General features: G+C 69.5%; 14 protein-coding genes and 1 tRNA gene. 13 read left to right on the forward strand and 2 right to left on the reverse strand.

What is annotated here, in order from left to right; genetic code table 11:
• Window positions 1-331: 331 nt before the first annotated feature.
• Window positions 332-952 (forward strand): YoaK family protein, encoded by a 621-nt coding sequence (locus ACEJ41_RS04325; RefSeq protein WP_374013563.1) that lies wholly within the window; start codon window positions 332-334, stop codon window positions 950-952.
• Between the two features lie 128 nt (window positions 953-1,080).
• Here the strand turns inward: ACEJ41_RS04325 and ACEJ41_RS04330 are convergent, their stop codons facing one another.
• On the reverse strand, window positions 1,081-1,494 hold the full coding sequence (locus ACEJ41_RS04330) for a hypothetical protein (protein ID WP_374013564.1): 414 nt from the start codon (window positions 1,492-1,494) through the stop codon (window positions 1,081-1,083).
• A 379-nt stretch (window positions 1,495-1,873) separates the two neighbouring features.
• Between ACEJ41_RS04330 and ACEJ41_RS04335 the strand changes: the two genes are divergently transcribed.
• Window positions 1,874-3,352: a serine hydrolase domain-containing protein gene (locus tag ACEJ41_RS04335; protein WP_374013565.1), complete on the forward strand. Its 1,479-nt coding sequence runs from the start codon at window positions 1,874-1,876 to the stop codon at window positions 3,350-3,352.
• 94 nt (window positions 3,353-3,446) lie between these two features.
• Window positions 3,447-4,625 carry an NAD(P)-dependent alcohol dehydrogenase gene (locus ACEJ41_RS04340; protein ID WP_374013566.1) on the forward strand — a complete coding sequence of 393 codons (1,179 nt, stop codon included), beginning with the start codon at window positions 3,447-3,449 and terminating at the stop codon, window positions 4,623-4,625.
• Here the strand turns inward: ACEJ41_RS04340 and ACEJ41_RS04345 are convergent.
• Window positions 4,606-5,019: an HU family DNA-binding protein gene (locus tag ACEJ41_RS04345; protein WP_374013567.1), complete on the reverse strand. Its 414-nt coding sequence runs from the start codon at window positions 5,017-5,019 to the stop codon at window positions 4,606-4,608. The two genes, ACEJ41_RS04340 and ACEJ41_RS04345, sit on opposite strands and share 20 nt — an antisense overlap.
• A 616-nt stretch (window positions 5,020-5,635) precedes the next feature.
• On the opposite strand from ACEJ41_RS04345, the gene thrS reads away from it, so the two are divergent.
• The 10 genes from thrS (at window position 5,636) to ACEJ41_RS04395 (ending at window position 15,426) form a co-directional block, all read left to right on the forward strand.
• Window positions 5,636-7,555: a threonine--tRNA ligase gene (gene thrS, locus ACEJ41_RS04350; protein ID WP_374013568.1), complete on the forward strand. Its 1,920-nt coding sequence runs from the start codon at window positions 5,636-5,638 to the stop codon at window positions 7,553-7,555.
• 60 nt (window positions 7,556-7,615) lie between these two features.
• Window positions 7,616-8,137, forward strand: a complete 522-nt coding sequence (infC, locus tag ACEJ41_RS04355; protein ID WP_374014064.1) for a translation initiation factor IF-3 — start codon at window positions 7,616-7,618, stop codon at window positions 8,135-8,137.
• 261 nt (window positions 8,138-8,398) lie between these two features.
• A complete protein-coding gene (gene rpmI / locus ACEJ41_RS04360) occupies window positions 8,399-8,596 on the forward strand; it encodes a 50S ribosomal protein L35 (protein WP_374013569.1) in 198 nt (65 codons plus the stop codon).
• Window positions 8,597-8,609: 13 nt separating this feature from the next.
• Entirely contained in the window at window positions 8,610-8,969 is a 360-nt protein-coding gene (gene rplT, locus ACEJ41_RS04365) for a 50S ribosomal protein L20 (RefSeq protein WP_374013570.1), read from the forward strand.
• Between the two features lie 109 nt (window positions 8,970-9,078).
• Entirely contained in the window at window positions 9,079-10,074 is a 996-nt protein-coding gene (gene pheS / locus ACEJ41_RS04370; protein WP_374013571.1) for a phenylalanine--tRNA ligase subunit alpha, read from the forward strand.
• 55 nt (window positions 10,075-10,129) lie between these two features.
• A complete protein-coding gene (pheT, locus tag ACEJ41_RS04375; protein ID WP_374013572.1) occupies window positions 10,130-12,526 on the forward strand; it encodes a phenylalanine--tRNA ligase subunit beta in 2,397 nt (798 codons plus the stop codon).
• 16 nt (window positions 12,527-12,542) lie between these two features.
• A complete protein-coding gene (locus ACEJ41_RS04380) occupies window positions 12,543-12,848 on the forward strand; it encodes an integration host factor subunit alpha (RefSeq protein ID WP_374013573.1) in 306 nt (101 codons plus the stop codon).
• Window positions 12,841-13,197 carry a MerR family transcriptional regulator gene (locus ACEJ41_RS04385; RefSeq protein WP_374013574.1) on the forward strand — a complete coding sequence of 119 codons (357 nt, stop codon included), beginning with the start codon at window positions 12,841-12,843 and terminating at the stop codon, window positions 13,195-13,197. Before ACEJ41_RS04380 ends, ACEJ41_RS04385 begins: the two co-directional genes overlap by 8 nt.
• 82 nt (window positions 13,198-13,279) lie before the next feature.
• Window positions 13,280-13,356 (forward strand) — tRNA-Pro (locus ACEJ41_RS04390).
• Between the two features lie 342 nt (window positions 13,357-13,698).
• On the forward strand, window positions 13,699-15,426 hold the full coding sequence (locus ACEJ41_RS04395) for a ShlB/FhaC/HecB family hemolysin secretion/activation protein (RefSeq protein ID WP_374013575.1): 1,728 nt from the start codon (window positions 13,699-13,701) through the stop codon (window positions 15,424-15,426).
• Window positions 15,427-15,457: the final 31 nt, after the last annotated feature.

Genomic DNA, 15,457 nt, shown 5'->3' on the forward strand with positions numbered 1-15,457 from the left:
GCTGCCGGTGTCGGGGTCCGTGTCCCGGCCATGGGGGGAAAATCAGGAGGTCAGAGTCGATCGTATCCGCGCCCGCTCTCCCCGATCCGCGAAGTCCCGCGACTTCGGCGCCAATCCCGGCGGTGAGACGACGAGACGATCGTGGCCCAGCGAAGCCGCCGGCATACGCCGGCCGTCGCGTCGGCCTCGCCGCGGGGGCGCACAGGCGTCGCTCCGGGCGCGCGCTGACACGCTCGCGATCCCACGCGTGCCCGGCGCCCGCGCGGATCGCGCCGGGAGCCGCGGCGTGATTTCCCGCCTCCCGCCGTGGGTCTGGGGAGGCGCGTGGGTGATGGCGTTCATCGCCGGCATCGTCAACGTGGTCGGCGTCCTGGGCCTGGATCACCAGGCGCTGACCCACCTGACCGGCAACACCACCCTGCTGAGCGCCGCGCTGGCGCATGCGGACCTCTCCGCGTCCGTGCACTTCGCCAGCGTGCTGGCCGCGTTTCTGGGCGGGGCGGTGCTCAGCGGCGTGATCGTGCAGGGGGAGTCGCTGGTGCTCGGCCGCCGCTACGGCGTGGCGCTGGCGCTGGAGTCGGCGCTGCTGTTCGGCGCCGTGATGGTGCTGTCGCGATCGGCCGGGCTCGCCACCCTCATGGCGGCATGCGCGTGCGGGCTGCAGAACGCGATGGCTTCCACCTACAGCGGCGCCATCGTCCGCACCACCCACGTCTCCGGCATGTTCACGGATCTGGGCATCGGCTTGGGCGGTCTGCTGCGTGGCGCGCCGACGGACCGCAAGCGCATCGCGCTGTGCGCCTTGATCATCTTCGGATTCTTCGCGGGCGGGGTGGCGGGCGCGTTCCTGTTCGACGCGATCGCCGAGCGCGCGTTGCTGGTGCCGGCCGTGCTCACGGCTGCGGTGGCCATCGGCTACGTGGCGTACGCGTCGTGGATGCACCGACGGTGAGGTCGACGCCGTTCGCGGCGGCATCGCTTTGCATCGATGCGGGGGCGGTTTTGTCCCGCCCCGCAGCCTTGGCGGCTATGCCGTCGAACGTCGGCTGCCTGCGCTGACGCGTCAGGCGCCGCGCCGCGTCACGGCTGGTAGCACGCTCCGCTCGGGTCGTGTTCGATCTGGACCAGGTCGCCACCGGCGCCGCCCCAGATGTTGCCGTCGGTGAAGATCAGGCAGCCCTCGTCGCGGTAGAGCACCTGCATGCGGCGCGCGTCGTTGCCGTAGTAGAAGGGGATCCAGCGCTTGCTCGACTCGTAGGTGTGCTGGCGGTCCGGCACGCGGTCCATGACCTCCTGCACCTGGCCGCTGCTCATGCCGATCCTGAGTTCGGCGAACTTCGCGCCCGGCGCCGGCTCGCCCACCACCTCGCCACTGAACGATCCATCGATCGACTTGACCTCGCGTCCACGCTTGGCGGACTCGGACGGACTTCCGCCCCCGCTCGCGCAGGCGGCCAGGCCCAGACCGATCGCGACCACGGACAACGTCTTCATTCCCCTCGTTGCACTGCACCTCCCCTTGAGTGGCGCGCAGCATCGCCCGAATGGATGCCCCAGGGAACACGCGCTAGCGGCGCATTGCACTTGGGCACCTGTTCGCGGCGATGCCTGCTTCGTGCAACAAAGCAGGGGTCAGAGTCGACTTCTCTCCCGGGTCTCGGGTCCGGGCCATAGGGGCGCCGGATGCCCGATGGATAGGGTGTCGATCAATGCTGCCCGCCCAGTGTCGCCGGCGGGCTAGAACCGTCCTGCTGTCGGCTCGGGGCGTCGGTCCGGTGCCGCCACGGCTGCCGAGACCTCGTTCGTCGCCCTGCCTGCAACCGCTGAACCCTAGGCCGCATCCCGGTGGGCGACTCCAATGCGGATCCACGCCATGACCCGCTCCCGCCTGCTCCTGCTCGCCGCCTGCCTGTCTGCCGTGGTGAGCGCCCACGCGCCCGCGGCGCCGCCCGCCACCGCCGCCGCGCCCGAACGCGCCGTGCAGGCCGGCCAGCCGCCAGCGACCGTCGATCCCGATTCCCCCGAGGCCGCCACCAGCCCGGCCCGCCAGGCCACCGACGCCTGGCTGGCCGCCTTCAACGCCGGCGATCGCGCGTCGCTCGAGGGCTATGCCAGGCGCTGGAACCCGAAGATGGACATCGACCGCCAGCTCGGCTTCCGCGGCGACACCGGCGGCTTCGTGCTGCTGCGGCGCGAGCCGGCGCCGCCGGGCGAGGCGCACGCGCTGCTGCGCGAGCGCGACGGCGATACCGTCGCGCGCGCCATCGCGACCATCACGCCGGCCGGCCACGCGCGCGTCGCGGTGCAGGCCATCGACCCGCCGGCCGACCTGCGCGTCGCGCGCCTGTCGCAGCGCGATGCGCTCGATGCGCTGGTCGCACGCGCCGATGCGCAGGCGGCGAGCGACGCGTTCTCCGGCGTGCTGCTGGTGGCCAGGGGCGACGAGGTGCTGCTGCAGCGCGCCTGGGGGCTGGCCGATCGCGCCGCGAACACGCCGGTGTCGCTGGACACCAAGTTCCGCCTGGGATCGATGAACAAGATGATCACCGCCGTGGCCGTGCTGCAGCTGGTGCAGCAGGGCAGGCTGTCGCTCGATGACACCGTGGGCGAGGCGCTGCAGGGTTATCCGAACGCGGAGGTCGGCGCGGCCACGATCCGCCAGCTGCTCACCCACAGCGGCGGCACCGGCGACATCTTCGGTCCCGACTTCGACGCGCAGCGCCTGTCGCTCCGCTCGCACGACGACTACCTGCGCCTGTACGGGGCGCGGGGGACAGACCACGCGCCCGGCGCGGAACAGCGCTATTCGAACTACGGCTTCGTACTGCTGGGCGCGATCATCGAGCGCTCGAGCGGGCAGTCGTACTACGACTACGTCGACGCGCACGTGTACGGGCCGGCGGGGATGCGCGACAGCGGTTCGCTGCCCGAGGAGGTGGACGTGCCTGGACGCGCGGTGGCCTACACCCGCCGCGACGGCGCGCTGGTGGACGCCGCCGACACGCTGCCCTGGCGCGGCACGGCCGCCGGCGGCGGCTACAGCACGGCCGCAGACCTGCTGAAGTTCGCGCACGCGCTGCAGGACGGCACGCTGCTGTCGCCGGAACTGCTGGCCGAGGCCACCCGCGGGCAGACCCCATGGTACGGCTACGGCTTCCAGGTGCGAGAACACGACGGCCAGTGCGTGTTCGGCCACGGTGGCGGTGCGCCCGGCATGAACGGCGACCTGCGCATCTATCCCGGGCTGGGCGTGGTACTCATCGGCCTGGCCAACCGCGACCCGCGCGTGGTCGACCGGCTGGTCGACTTCTACGCGCTGCGGATGCCGCTGCAGGGCGCCTCGACCGACTGAGCCGCACGAGCGGCAGTCGGTGAGGAGGGCCTCGACACGCGCGGTGAGAATCCTTGGCGTATCGTGCGGGGCTTCTCCATCGGAGATTTGCGCCATGACCACCTCCTACCGCGCCTGGGCCGCCCCCAAAGCCGGCGCTCCGCTGGAACCTTTCGAGTACGACCCCGGCCCGCTGGGCGCCGAGGAGGTCGAGATCACCGTTGACCACTGCGGCCTGTGCCACTCCGACCTGTCGATGCTGGACAACGACTGGGGCTTCACCGCCTACCCGTTCGTGCCCGGCCACGAGGCGGTGGGGCGGGTGACGGCGCTGGGGGCGAACGCCAAGGGCGTGGCGCTGGGCCAGCGCGTGGGCCTGGGCTGGAACGCGCGCAGCTGCCTGCACTGCGAGCAGTGCCTGGCGGGCGAACAGCACCTGTGCCGGGAGGTGCAGGCCACGCTCGCGCGGCGCCATGGGGCGTTCGCCGAGAAGGTGCGCGCGCACTGGGTGTGGGTGGTGCCGCTGCCCGAGGGCCTGGAGGCGTCGGAGTCGGGGCCGCTGCTGTGCGGCGGCATCACCGTGTTCGCGCCGCTGCGCGAGCTGGGCATCGCGCCCACGGCGCGGGTCGGGGTGATCGGCATCGGCGGGCTGGGGCACATGGCGCTGAAGTTCTGCCGCGCCTGGGGTTGCGAGGTGACGGCGTTCACCACCAGTGCGTCCAAGGAAGAGGAGGCGCGCGCGTTCGGGGCGCACCGGGTGGTCACCACCGGCGATGCAGCGGCGCTGAAGAAGCTCGCCGGCACCTTCGACCCTGATCATCGACACGGTCAACGCGGCGCTCGACTGGCCCGGCCTGATGGGCGCGCTGGCGCCGAAGGGCCGGCTGCACGTGGTGGGCGTGCCGCTGGAGCCGGTGGCGGTGCCGGCGTTCTCGCTGATCGCGGGGCAGAAGTCGCTGTCGGGCTCGCCCACCGGGTCGCGCGGGGCGATCGACAGCATGCTCGGCTTCGCCGCCCGCCACGGCGTGGCGCCGCAGACCGAACACTTCCCGATGAGCCGGGTCAACGAGGCGCTCGACCACCTGCGCGCGGGCAAGGCGCGCTACCGGATCGTGTTGGACGCGGACTTCCGATAGGGCCATCCGTGGGCCGGCATGCCGCCGGCAGTGCGCCGGGCTCTGCGCCAGCCGCCGATCCGGCGGCCCTGGGTGGGCGAGAACAAAAAACGGGGCGGCATTGCTGCCGCCCCGCTCGTTACCGAACGAACGCCAGGATCAGGAAGCGGCGTCCTTGAGCTTCTTCAGCGGGCGCACCTTCACCTTCACCGAAGCCGGCTTGGCAGCAAACCACTGCTCTTCCTTGGTGAACGGGTTGATGCCCTTGCGCTTGGGCTTGGCCGGCACCTTGACGGCGCTGACCTTGAACAGGCCCGGCAGGGTGAAGCTGCCTGCGCCCTTCTTGCTGATCGCACCGGAGATGCTTTCCTCGACCGCAGCCAGCACGGCCTTGACGTCCTTGGCGACCACGCCGCTGGCTTCAGCCAGGTGCTTGATCAGGGCGGACTTGCCCAGCACTTCCTTGAGGACCGGAGCGGCCTTCTTCGGCGCCGCGGCCTTCTTCACTGCGGCTTTCTTCGCCGCTTTCGGCGCGGCCTTCTTGGCTGCCGGCTTCTTGGTGGTCTTCGCCATAACTTTCCTGTTCCGTTCGATTGGATGTTTGGGTGACCGACGGTGTCGGCAACGCGAATGTAGGCCATGCGCGGGCTGCCGCCAAGAGGAATATCGACGAAAACCGCATGAAACGCCGGGCCGGGAGCCAGCGCAGGTGCCGTGCCCCGACCGTGGGCGACCGGGACGCGACCCGGCCTGGCGGGGGGCAATGGCGCCGGTGCATGCGCACGCGTACGTGTCAGGCACCCCCTTGGCGGTGGCCGGGGCGGATCGATGCGATCACTCGCCGGCCACGGTGCGCGCCCGGGCACCGGCGCCCGGTGCGCGTTTCGCCCGGCGCGACCTGCGCTGCGATAGAATCGCCGCATCGCCGCCGGTACCGTGCCGGCGCGCACCGACCGCCAGGGTGGCCCGCGGCAACGCCGGCCGAGCGTGCGACATGAGCACTACCATCGCCCACTGCTGATTGCCTTCCAGGCCCGCTGCACCCGCAGGCGCCTGGTGGCGCTTTTTTGTTGGCCGCCAGCCGGCCGGCTGGATCCGGGGCATGAGATTCGGGCTTGATCGAGACCGGATTTCCCATGGATCCCGCGCTTGCGAATCCCCAAATCCCACTGCGAATCCCGACCATCCCATGATCACCATCACCCTCCCCGACGGCAGCCAGCGCCAGTTCGATACCCCTGTTTCCGTCACCCAGGTCGCCCAGTCGATCGGTGCCGGCCTGGCCAAGGCCACCGTCGCCGGCGAGGTCGATGGCCGCCTGGTGGATGCCAGCGACCTGATCGAGCACGACGCAAGCCTGCGCATCATCACCCCCAGGGATGCCGAGGGCGTGGAGATCATCCGCCACTCCTGCGCGCACCTGGTCGGGCATGCGGTCAAGCAGCTGTACCCGGACGCCAAGATGGTGATCGGCCCGGTGATCGCCGAAGGGTTCTACTACGACATCCACAGCGACACGCCGTTCACCCCCGAGGACCTGGCCGCGATCGAGGCACGCATGCGCGAGCTGGTGGCCCAGGACTATGACGTCATCAAGAAGGTGACCCCGCGCGCCGAGGTGGTGGAGGTGTTCAAGGCCCGCGGCGAGGATTACAAGCTGCGCCTGATCGAGGACATGGGCCCGGAGGTCACCGCCATGGGCCTGTACCACCACCAGGAATACGTGGACATGTGCCGTGGCCCGCACGTGCCCAACACGCGCTTCCTCAAGGCGTTCAAGCTGACCCGCATCTCCGGCGCCTACTGGCGCGGCGACGCCAAGAACGAGCAGCTGCAGCGCATCTACGGCACCGCCTGGGCCGACGACAAGCAGCTCAAGGCGTACATCCAGCGGATCGAGGAAGCCGAGAAGCGCGACCACCGCCGGATCGCCAAGCAGCAGAACCTGTTCCACCTGCAGGAGGAAGCCCCGGGCCTGGTGTTCTGGCACCCCAAGGGCTGGAGTGTGTGGCAGGTGGTGGAGCAGTACATGCGCGGCGTGTATCGCCAGACCGGCTACGGCGAGGTGCGCTGCCCGCAGATCCTGGACGTGTCGCTGTGGCAGAAGTCCGGCCACTGGGACAACTACAAGGACAACATGTTCTTCACCGAGTCGGAGAAGCGCACCTACGCGCTCAAGCCGATGAACTGCCCCGGCCACGTGCAGGTGTTCAACCAGGGCCTGCACAGCTATCGCGACCTGCCGATCCGCTACGGCGAGTTCGGCGCCTGCCACCGCGACGAGCCGTCCGGCGCGCTGCACGGCATCCTGCGCGTGCGCGGCTTCACCCAGGACGACGGCCACGTGTTCTGCACCGAGGAGCAGGTCGAGGCCGAGGTCCGCGCCTTCCACGCCCAGGCCCTGAAGGTGTATGCCGACTTCGGCTTCGACACCACCTCCGGTGGCAGCATCCAGATCAAGATCGCCCTGCGCCCGGAATCGCGGCTGGGTGACGACGCGACCTGGGACAAGGCCGAGGAGGCGTTGCGCGCGGCCCTGCGCGCATCCGGGGTCGAGTGGCAGGAGCTGCCGGGCGAGGGCGCCTTCTACGGCCCCAAGATCGAGTACCACCTCAAGGACGCGATCGGCCGCACCTGGCAGTTGGGCACCATGCAGGTCGATTTCATGATGCCCCAGCGCCTGGGCGCCGAGTACGTGGACGAGCACAGCCAGCGCCGGCACCCGGTGATGCTGCACCGCGCAATCGTCGGCTCGATGGAGCGCTTCATCGGCATCCTGATCGAGCACCACGCCGGGGCCTTCCCGGCCTGGCTGGCCCCGGTCCAGGCGGTGGTCATGAACATCACCGACGCCCAGGCCGAATATGTGAAGGAAGTCCGGAAAAGCCTTGCGGATCAAGGGTTCCGGGTCGAAGCGGATTTGCGCAACGAAAAGATCGGTTTTAAGATCCGCGAGCACACGCTGCAGCGCGTGCCGTACCTGCTGGTGGTCGGAGACCGCGAGCGGGAGGACGGCGCGGTGGCGGTGCGTACGCGTTCGGGGGAAGATTTGGGCACAATGGCGGTGTCCGCGTTCGCCCAGACCCTGCGTTCGCAACAGATGGCGTAAGACCATGGGCGCAACGGCAACGGCCGCTGCGCCGCACAGCCCACCCCTGGAGACTGCAATATCAGTACCCCCGATAAGCAAAACCGGAAGAATCAGGAGATCCGCGTCCCGCGCGTGCGCGTGATCGGGTCCGATGGCGAGATGATCGGCGTCCTGTCGCGCGATGACGCGCTGCGCCTGGCCGAGGACGAAGGCCTCGATCTGGTCGAGATCCAGCCCAATGCGGACCCGCCGGTCTGCAAGGTCATGGATTTCGGCAAGTTCCGCTTCGAGGCCCAGAAGAAGGCCAACGAGGCCAAGAAGAAGTCCAAGCAGGTCGAGATCAAGGAACTGAAGTTCCGTCCGGTGACCGACGAGGGCGACTACCAGATCAAGCTGCGCAACATGCGCCGCTTCCTGGAAGAGGGCGACAAGGTCAAGGTCAACATCCGCTTCCGTGGCCGCGAGATGAGCCACCAGGAACTGGGCCGGCAGATGGCCGCCCGGATCGAGGGCGACCTGGGCGACGAAATCGTGATCGAATCGCGTCCGCGCCTGGAAGGCCGGCAGATGGTCATGATGATCGCGCCGAAGAAGAAATAGGCCGCTGCGGCCGGCCAGGCTGGCAAACCCCCTGAATTGCAAGGCAAACCGCCGCCGGGCATAATGCCCGGCTCCGGTTCGCCGGAAGGGCTGGCAACAGCCGAGGACCCGTCGTCGTATCCTTCATGGATTCAACGACTTATCGACCGGTAAGGGCATGGATGGAAAGCGTGGGCTTTCGTCATGTCGGGCGACGCAGTCGCACGGCAGCACGGCAGGCCGCCGCCCGTACCAGTGACAGATCCCACCAAGGACACAGCAATGCCCAAGATCAAGACCAACCGGGGGGCGGCCAAGCGGTTCCGCAAGACCGCCTCCGGCAAGTACAAGGCCGGCCACGCCAACCGTAGCCACATCCTCACCAAGAAGGCGACCAAGCGGAAGCGCAACCTGCGGCAGACGAACCATGTTCGTGCCGAGGATGCGGGCCGTCTGGACCGCATGCTTCCGTATCTCTGAGGAGGATTAAGACATGGCACGAGTCAAGCGTGGCGTCCAGGCGCGCCGCCGTCACAAGAAGGTCCTCGACCTGGCCAAGGGCTACTACAACGCCCGCCGCAAGGTCTTCCGCGTCGCCAAGCAGGCGGTCATCAAGGCGCAGCAGTACGCCTACATCGGCCGCAAGCAGAAGAAGCGCAATTTCCGTTCGCTGTGGATCACCCGCATCAACGCGGCTGCCCGCAGCAACGGCCTGAGCTACAGCCGTTTCATGAACGGCCTGCTGAAGGCCGGCATCACCCTGGACCGCAAGGTGCTGGCGGACATCGCCGTGCACGACGCGGCCGGGTTTACGGCGCTGGCCGAGAAGGCCAAGGGCGCCCTGGCGGCCTGAAGGCCGCCTCTCCACCGACGATAGCGGTTTCCGGGCGGCCAGCCGCCCGGCACACGTGGGGAAGGGCGCAAGTCCTTCCCCATTTGTTTTTGCGAAAGGCCAAGGATCCATGAGCGAAATCCAATCCCTGTCAGCGCGCGCGCTGGACGATATCGCCGCGGCACAGACGCCCGACGCGCTGGAGGCACTGCGCATCGGCCTGCTCGGCAAGCAGGGCAGCATCACCGCCCAGCTCAAGCAGCTCGGTGCGCTGCCGGCCGAGCAGCGCAAGGCGGCGGGCGAGGCGATCAACCGCGTGCGCGATGCCGTGGCCCAGGCCCTGGCGGCGCGCCGGGAGGTGCTGGAGGACGCCGCGCTGGATGCGCGCCTGGCCGGCGAGGCCATCGACCCGACCCTGCCGGGCCGCAACGCGCAGCGCGGCGGCATCCACCCGGTCTCGCGCACCCTGGAGCGCATCGCCGAGATTTTCGGCCGGCTCGGTTACGAACTGGCCGACGGCCCGGAGATCGAGGACGACTGGCACAACTTCGAGGCGCTGAACTTCCCCCCGCACCACCCGGCGCGGGCCATGCACGACACCTTCTACTTCGGCGACGGCCGCCTGCTGCGCACCCACACATCGGGCGTGCAGGTGCGCTACATGGGCCAGCACCGCCCGCCGCTGCGGATGATCGCCGCCGGCAAGGTGTACCGCAGCGACAGCGACCAGACCCATTCGCCGATGTTCCACCAGGTCGAGGGCCTGCTGGTGGACGAGCATTCCACCTTTGCCGACCTCAAGGGCACGTTGAGCGAGTTCGTGCGCGCGTTCTTCGAGCGCGACTTCCAGATGCGCTTCCGGCCAAGCTATTTCCCGTTCGTGGAACCGGGCGCCGAGGTGGACATCGCCTGGCAGCAGCCCGATGGCAGCGTGCGCTGGCTGGAGGTGCTGGGCTGCGGCATGGTCCACCCCAACGTGCTGCGCAACTGCGGCATCGACCCGGAGCGCTACACCGGTTTCGCGTTCGGCCTGGGGGTGGAGCGCTTTGCGATGCTGCGCTACGGCGTCAACGACCTGCGCGCGTTCTTCGACAACGACGTGCGCTTCCTGAGGCAGTTCGCCTGAGCATCGGCACCGCCGTGCCGAACATGAACCACGCAACACCAATTACGGATTCCCGATGAAATTCTCCGAGAACTGGCTGCGCAGCCACGTGCCCGTCTCCGTCAACCGCGACGCCCTGGCCGCCACGCTGACCGCCATCGGCCTGGAGGTCGAAGAGGTCACGGCGCTGGGCGATGGCCTGGTTGGAGTGGTGGTGGCGCGGATCGTGGAAGTGGCCAGGCACCCGGAGGCGGACCGCCTGCAGGTGTGCCAGGTCGATGCCGGCACCGGCCAACTGCTGCAGATCGTGTGCGGTGCGCCCAACGCGCGCGCCGGGCTGGTGGCGCCGCTGGCCATGGTCGGTTCGAACGTGGGCGGAACGCCGATCAAGACCGCCCGGCTGCGCGGCGTCGAATCCAGCGGCATGCTGTGTTCGGCCAGCGAGCTGGGCCTGGACGCCGACGCCTCCGGCTTGCTGGAACTGCCCGACGATGCCCCGCCCGGCATGCAACTGGCCGATTACCTGGATCTGCCCGACGCGGCCATCGAGATCAAGCTCACCCCCAACCGGGCCGACTGCTTCAGCGTGCGCGGCATCGCCTACGACGTGGCCGCCGCGTGCGCCAGCGAAGTGGTGCCGCTGGACGTGGCTGCGCTGCCGGCAGCGTCCACGCGCCAACTGGAAGTGGAACTGGGCGCCGGTGCCGATGCGCCGCGCTACTGCGGCCGCGTGATCGAGGGCATCGACCCGACCGCGCGCACGCCCGTATGGATGGCCGAGCGCCTGCGCCGCAGTGGCGTGCGCCCGCTCTCGCTGCTGGTGGACATCACCCAGTACGTGATGCTGGAACTGGGCCAGCCGATGCACGCCTTCGACCTGGACACGCTTGCCGGCCCGATCGGCGTGCGCCGTGCCCGCGCCGGCGAGGTGGTGCAACTGCTGGACGGCCGCCAGGTGGAACTGGACGACTACTTCCTGGCCATCACCGATGCCGACCGGCCGGTCGCGCTGGCCGGACTGATGGGTGGCCTGGAGACCCGGGTCACCGAGGCCACCACCGGCGTGTTCCTCGAGGCCGCCCATTTCGCGCCCGCAGCAATCATGGGCCGCGGCCGGCGCCTGGGCCTGCACACCGATGCCGGCCACCGCTTCGAGCGTGGCGTGGACCCGGAGCTGCCGCGCACCGCGATCGAAATGGCAACCCGGCTGGTGCTGGAACTGGCCGGCGGCATCCCCGGGCCGGTGACCGAGGCAGCGCTGGACGAGCACCTGCCGCAACCGGCGACGATCGTCCTGCGGCGCGCACGCATCGCGCGGGTGCTGGGAATCGAGATCGCCGATGCCGAGGTCGAGCGCATCCTGCGCGCGCTTGGCATGCAGGTCGTCGTCGGCACCGATGGCTGGCAGGTGACCCCGCCCAGCCGCCGCTTCGACATCGCCATCGAGGAAGACCTGATCGAGGAGCTGGCGCGGATCCACGGCTACGACCGGCTGCCGACCACCATGCCCGGTGGCTCGACCCGGATCGCCGTGCCAAGCGAGACCCGCCTGGGCGAAGCCGACCTGCGCCGCCAACTGGTCGCGCGCGACTACCTGGAGGCGGTGAGCTTCGCCTTCGTCGATGCCGCGCTGCTGCAGGCGTGGGGCAGCGATGCGGGCAACGTGCCGCTGGCCAACCCGCTCAGTGCCGAACTGGCGGTAATGCGGCCGCGGTTGCTGCCGGGGCTGGTGGATGCATTGGCGCGCAACGTCGCCCGGCAGACCGGTCGGGTGCGCCTGTTCGAGTTGGGTCGCACATTTGCCGCCGTCACCGAGCCCGCTGCCGCGCCGCGCGAAACCCGCCGCATCGCGGCGGTGGCCTGTGGCCCCGCGCACGCCGAGCAGTGGGGCCAGGCTGCGCGCGCGGTGGATTTCCACGACCTCAAGGGCGACCTGGAATCGCTGGCCGGCGCGGCCGGTGCGTCGCTCCAGTTCCGGGCCCACGCAAGCGAGGCATTCGGCCACCCGGGGCGCAGTGCCGAGGTGTGGCGCATCGACCTGGATGACGGCCCGGTGCGCCTGGGCTGGATCGGCCAGTTGCATCCGCGCCTGGTCCGCGCACTGGACCTGGATGTGGATGTGTTCGCCTTCGAACTGGACCTGGAGCCGCTGGAGCAGCGTGCGCTGCCACATGCGCAGGCGCTCTCGCGTTTCCCTGCCGTGCGCCGCGACCTGGCCGTGCTGGTGGCCGATGGCGTGGCCTGGGCTGCACTGGCCGCCACGGTGCGCGAAGCGGCCGGTCCGGCCCTGCGCGAACTGCACCTGTTCGACCAGTACCAGGGGCCTAGCGTCGAACCTGGGTCCAAGAGTCTGGCTATGGGCTTGATTTTGCAGGACAACACGCGCACTCTCACCGATCACGATGCCGACGCCGCGATGGCGCGCGTGGTCGCCGCACTGGGCGATGGCCACGGTGCCCGTATCCGCGGTTGATGCAGGGGAATCGTTAATGGCATTGACCAAGGCGGAGATGGCCGAGCGTCTGTTCGACGAAGTGGGCCTGAACAAGCGCGAGGCGAAGGAATTCGTCGACGCGTTCTTCGAGGCGCTGCGCGAAGCGCTGCAGGGCGGGCGCCAGGTCAAGCTGTCCGGCTTCGGCAACTTCGACCTGCGGCGCAAGAACCAGCGCCCGGGGCGCAACCCCAAGACCGGCGAGGAGATCCCGATCTCCGCCCGTACCGTGGTCACCTTCCGTCCGGGCCAGAAGCTCAAGGAACGCGTGGAAGCCTACGCCGGGGCCGCCCCGGATGCTTGATCCCGGCAGCAACCGCGAGCTTCCGCCGATCCCGGCCAAGCGCTACTTCACCATCGGCGAGGTCAGCGAGCTGTGCGACGTCAAGCCGCACGTGCTGCGCTACTGGGAAACCGAGTTCCCCAGCCTGAGCCCGGTCAAGCGCCGCGGCAACCGCCGCTATTACCAGCGGCACGACGTGCTGATGGTGCGCCAGATCCGCGGGCTGCTGTACGAGCAGGGCTATACCATCGGCGGAGCGCGCCAGCGCCTGGATGGCGAGGGCGCGCGCCAGGAATCGGCGCTGAGCAGCCAGATCGTGCGCCAGGTGCGCATGGAACTGGAGGAAGTGCTGCAACTGCTGCGGCGCTGACCGGCGTCGGGCCAAGGCCGCCTCGCCGCACACCCGGCCGAACCGGTATAATGCGCGGCCCGCCTCGGCGGTGAAGTCTTTTCGGGGTATAGCGCAGCCTGGTAGCGCACTTGTCTGGGGGACAAGTGGTCGTCGGTTCGAATCCGGCTACCCCGACCAACACCACACGAAAAAGCCCGCCTCGCGCGGGCTTTTTCGTGTGCGCCGCAGTGGCTTTGCGTGCCGCCGCCATCCGCGCGATGGGCGTGCCGCCGTTCCGATCTGCATGTGCCACGCGTCACTAAAGTTTCGCGACCGTGATCCGATATAGTCCAGAAGCCAGACTCGGGGAGGAGCCTGACAGATGGATTTGAAGCCGTGGTGCGGACTGGGCAGGGGGGGAGTGCCGCCTGCGCGCAATCGAGCTGAAGAGTTGGCGCGGAATCGTGGGCCCGACGGCACTGACCGCCGGCCTTTTTTTTGTCCAATCGCCATCGCACGGCGGAACGGGGAACATTCTTGATGAACCACACGCGCTTGATCGCCTTCCTAGGGTTGGCGTCGTTGCAGTCGCTCGCAAGCCCGGCCTGGGCGCAGGTCGTCCCTCCCGACGCGGGCCAGTTGCTCAACGAACAGCGACGCACCACGCCCCCGCCCCCGCCGGAGCGCGGGGACAACCTGGTCCAGGCGCCATTGCCGGCGGAGGCGGAAGACGGGGCGTTCAAGGCCCGCATCGAGCGCGTGCGTTTCAGTGGTGACGAGGATCTGGTCGAGGCGGCCGTGCTGCAGGAACTGGTGGCCGATGCCCGCGGACGCGAGCTGACCCACGCGCAGATGCGCGCACTGGCCCAGCGGGTCAGCGCGCAACTGCAGGCCCGCGGCTACCTGCTGGCGCGCGCCTACCTGCCCAGCCAGGACCTCAGTGATGGCGAGCTCGAGATCGCGATCCTGGCCGGACGCCTGCAAAGCGCACCGGGGCGCGTCCAGGTGCTGGCCGATGATCCGGTGCTGGCCGCGCGCCTGGGCGCGATCGCCGATGCAGCCCTGCCGCCCGGCGCGGTGCGCAACGACCAGCTCGAACGCGCGCTGCTGCTGATCAACGACGTTCCCGGCGTGCATGCCCGCGCCACCCTGGACAAGGGCGCCGAACCCGGCACCAGCCGCATGCTGGTCAGTGCCGAAAGCGGCCGCCGCTGGGCCGCCGGCGCAACCCTGGACAACTTCTCCAACCGCTACACCGGCCAGTGGCGGCGCGGCGTGTGGGCCTCGCTGAACCGGCCGTTGCAGCGCGAGGACCTGCTGGGCGTGAGCCTCAACGACAGTGGCGGCAGCCGCGTGCTGGGCGTGAACTACTCGCTGGGCCTGGGCGCGCGCGGCTGGCGCGCCAACCTGGCCGCTTCGTGGATGGATTACGAGGTGGGCGGGGAGTTCAAGCCGCTGGAACTGAGCGGCGATGCGCGCACCTTCAGTGCCGGGGTCAGCTATCCGCTGCTGCGCAGCCGCGAGCGGAACCTGTGGTTCAGCACCGATGTGGAGCAGCGCCGGCTCACCGATGAGGCGCTGGGCCAGACCCTGCGCGAACGCCGGGTGGACAAGGTCACCGCCATGCTCAGCGGCGGCGCCTGGGACGACTGGATGGGCGGTGGCTACAACGGCATGCACGTGGGCGTGGTGAGCGGCGACCTGGACCTGGGCAACGCCATCGACCGCCAGGCCGACGCCGCCAGCGCACGCACCGCCGGCAGCTTCACCAAGCTGTTGTGGCGGGTGGAGCGCAGCCAGAGCCTGCCGCGGCTCCCGGACTGGGGCCTGTACCTGGGTGCCAACGGGCAGGTCGGCAGCAAGAACCTGGATTCGTCCGAGAAGTTCCTGCTCGGTGGGCCGACCGGCGTACGCGGCACTGCGGTGGGAGAGGCCAGCGGCGACAGCGGCTGGCTGGTCAACGCCGAGCTGCGGCGCGACCTGCGCCTGGCCGATGGCGTGCGCGCGCAGGCGCTGCTGTTCGTCGATCACGGCCATGTGCGCCAGCACATCGATCCCTGGCCCGGGTCGGTCCTGCCATGGGCCGGCAACCAGTACGAACTGTCCAGCATCGGCCTGGGGCTGAACGTGCAGGGCGAGCGCTGGGCACTGCGCAGCGCCTGGGCCCATCGCCTGGGCGACAACCCCGGACGCAGCGCCGGCGGCTTCAATGCCGATGGCCGCAAGCGCGACCAGTACCTGTGGCTCCAGCTCAGCCTGCGTCTGTGACGCACCGCCCGAACATTATTGAAGGAACAAC

The sequence above is a fragment of the Pseudoxanthomonas koreensis genome, assembly GCF_041890415.1.
In the GTDB taxonomy this organism is placed as follows: domain Bacteria; phylum Pseudomonadota; class Gammaproteobacteria; order Xanthomonadales; family Xanthomonadaceae; genus Pseudoxanthomonas; species Pseudoxanthomonas koreensis_A.

What these genes read in the sequence shown, in the direction of transcription:
- pheS (WP_374013571.1), top strand. Translation starts at nt 9,079, where the DNA reads ATGAGCGAAATCCAATCCCTGTCAGCGCGCGCGCTGGACGATATCGCC.
- ACEJ41_RS04385 (WP_374013574.1), top strand. Translation starts at nt 12,841, where the DNA reads ATGCTTGATCCCGGCAGCAACCGCGAGCTTCCGCCGATCCCGGCCAAG.
- pheT (WP_374013572.1), top strand. Translation starts at nt 10,130, where the DNA reads ATGAAATTCTCCGAGAACTGGCTGCGCAGCCACGTGCCCGTCTCCGTC.
- rplT (WP_374013570.1), top strand. Translation starts at nt 8,610, where the DNA reads ATGGCACGAGTCAAGCGTGGCGTCCAGGCGCGCCGCCGTCACAAGAAG.
- ACEJ41_RS04345 (WP_374013567.1), bottom strand. Translation starts at nt 5,019, where the DNA reads ATGGCGAAGACCACCAAGAAGCCGGCAGCCAAGAAGGCCGCGCCGAAA.
- ACEJ41_RS04330 (WP_374013564.1), bottom strand. Translation starts at nt 1,494, where the DNA reads ATGAAGACGTTGTCCGTGGTCGCGATCGGTCTGGGCCTGGCCGCCTGC.
- ACEJ41_RS04340 (WP_374013566.1), top strand. Translation starts at nt 3,447, where the DNA reads ATGACCACCTCCTACCGCGCCTGGGCCGCCCCCAAAGCCGGCGCTCCG.
- ACEJ41_RS04380 (WP_374013573.1), top strand. Translation starts at nt 12,543, where the DNA reads ATGGCATTGACCAAGGCGGAGATGGCCGAGCGTCTGTTCGACGAAGTG.
- ACEJ41_RS04325 (WP_374013563.1), top strand. Translation starts at nt 332, where the DNA reads ATGGCGTTCATCGCCGGCATCGTCAACGTGGTCGGCGTCCTGGGCCTG.
- ACEJ41_RS04335 (WP_374013565.1), top strand. Translation starts at nt 1,874, where the DNA reads ATGACCCGCTCCCGCCTGCTCCTGCTCGCCGCCTGCCTGTCTGCCGTG.
- rpmI (WP_374013569.1), top strand. Translation starts at nt 8,399, where the DNA reads ATGCCCAAGATCAAGACCAACCGGGGGGCGGCCAAGCGGTTCCGCAAG.
- ACEJ41_RS04395 (WP_374013575.1), top strand. Translation starts at nt 13,699, where the DNA reads ATGAACCACACGCGCTTGATCGCCTTCCTAGGGTTGGCGTCGTTGCAG.
- thrS (WP_374013568.1), top strand. Translation starts at nt 5,636, where the DNA reads ATGATCACCATCACCCTCCCCGACGGCAGCCAGCGCCAGTTCGATACC.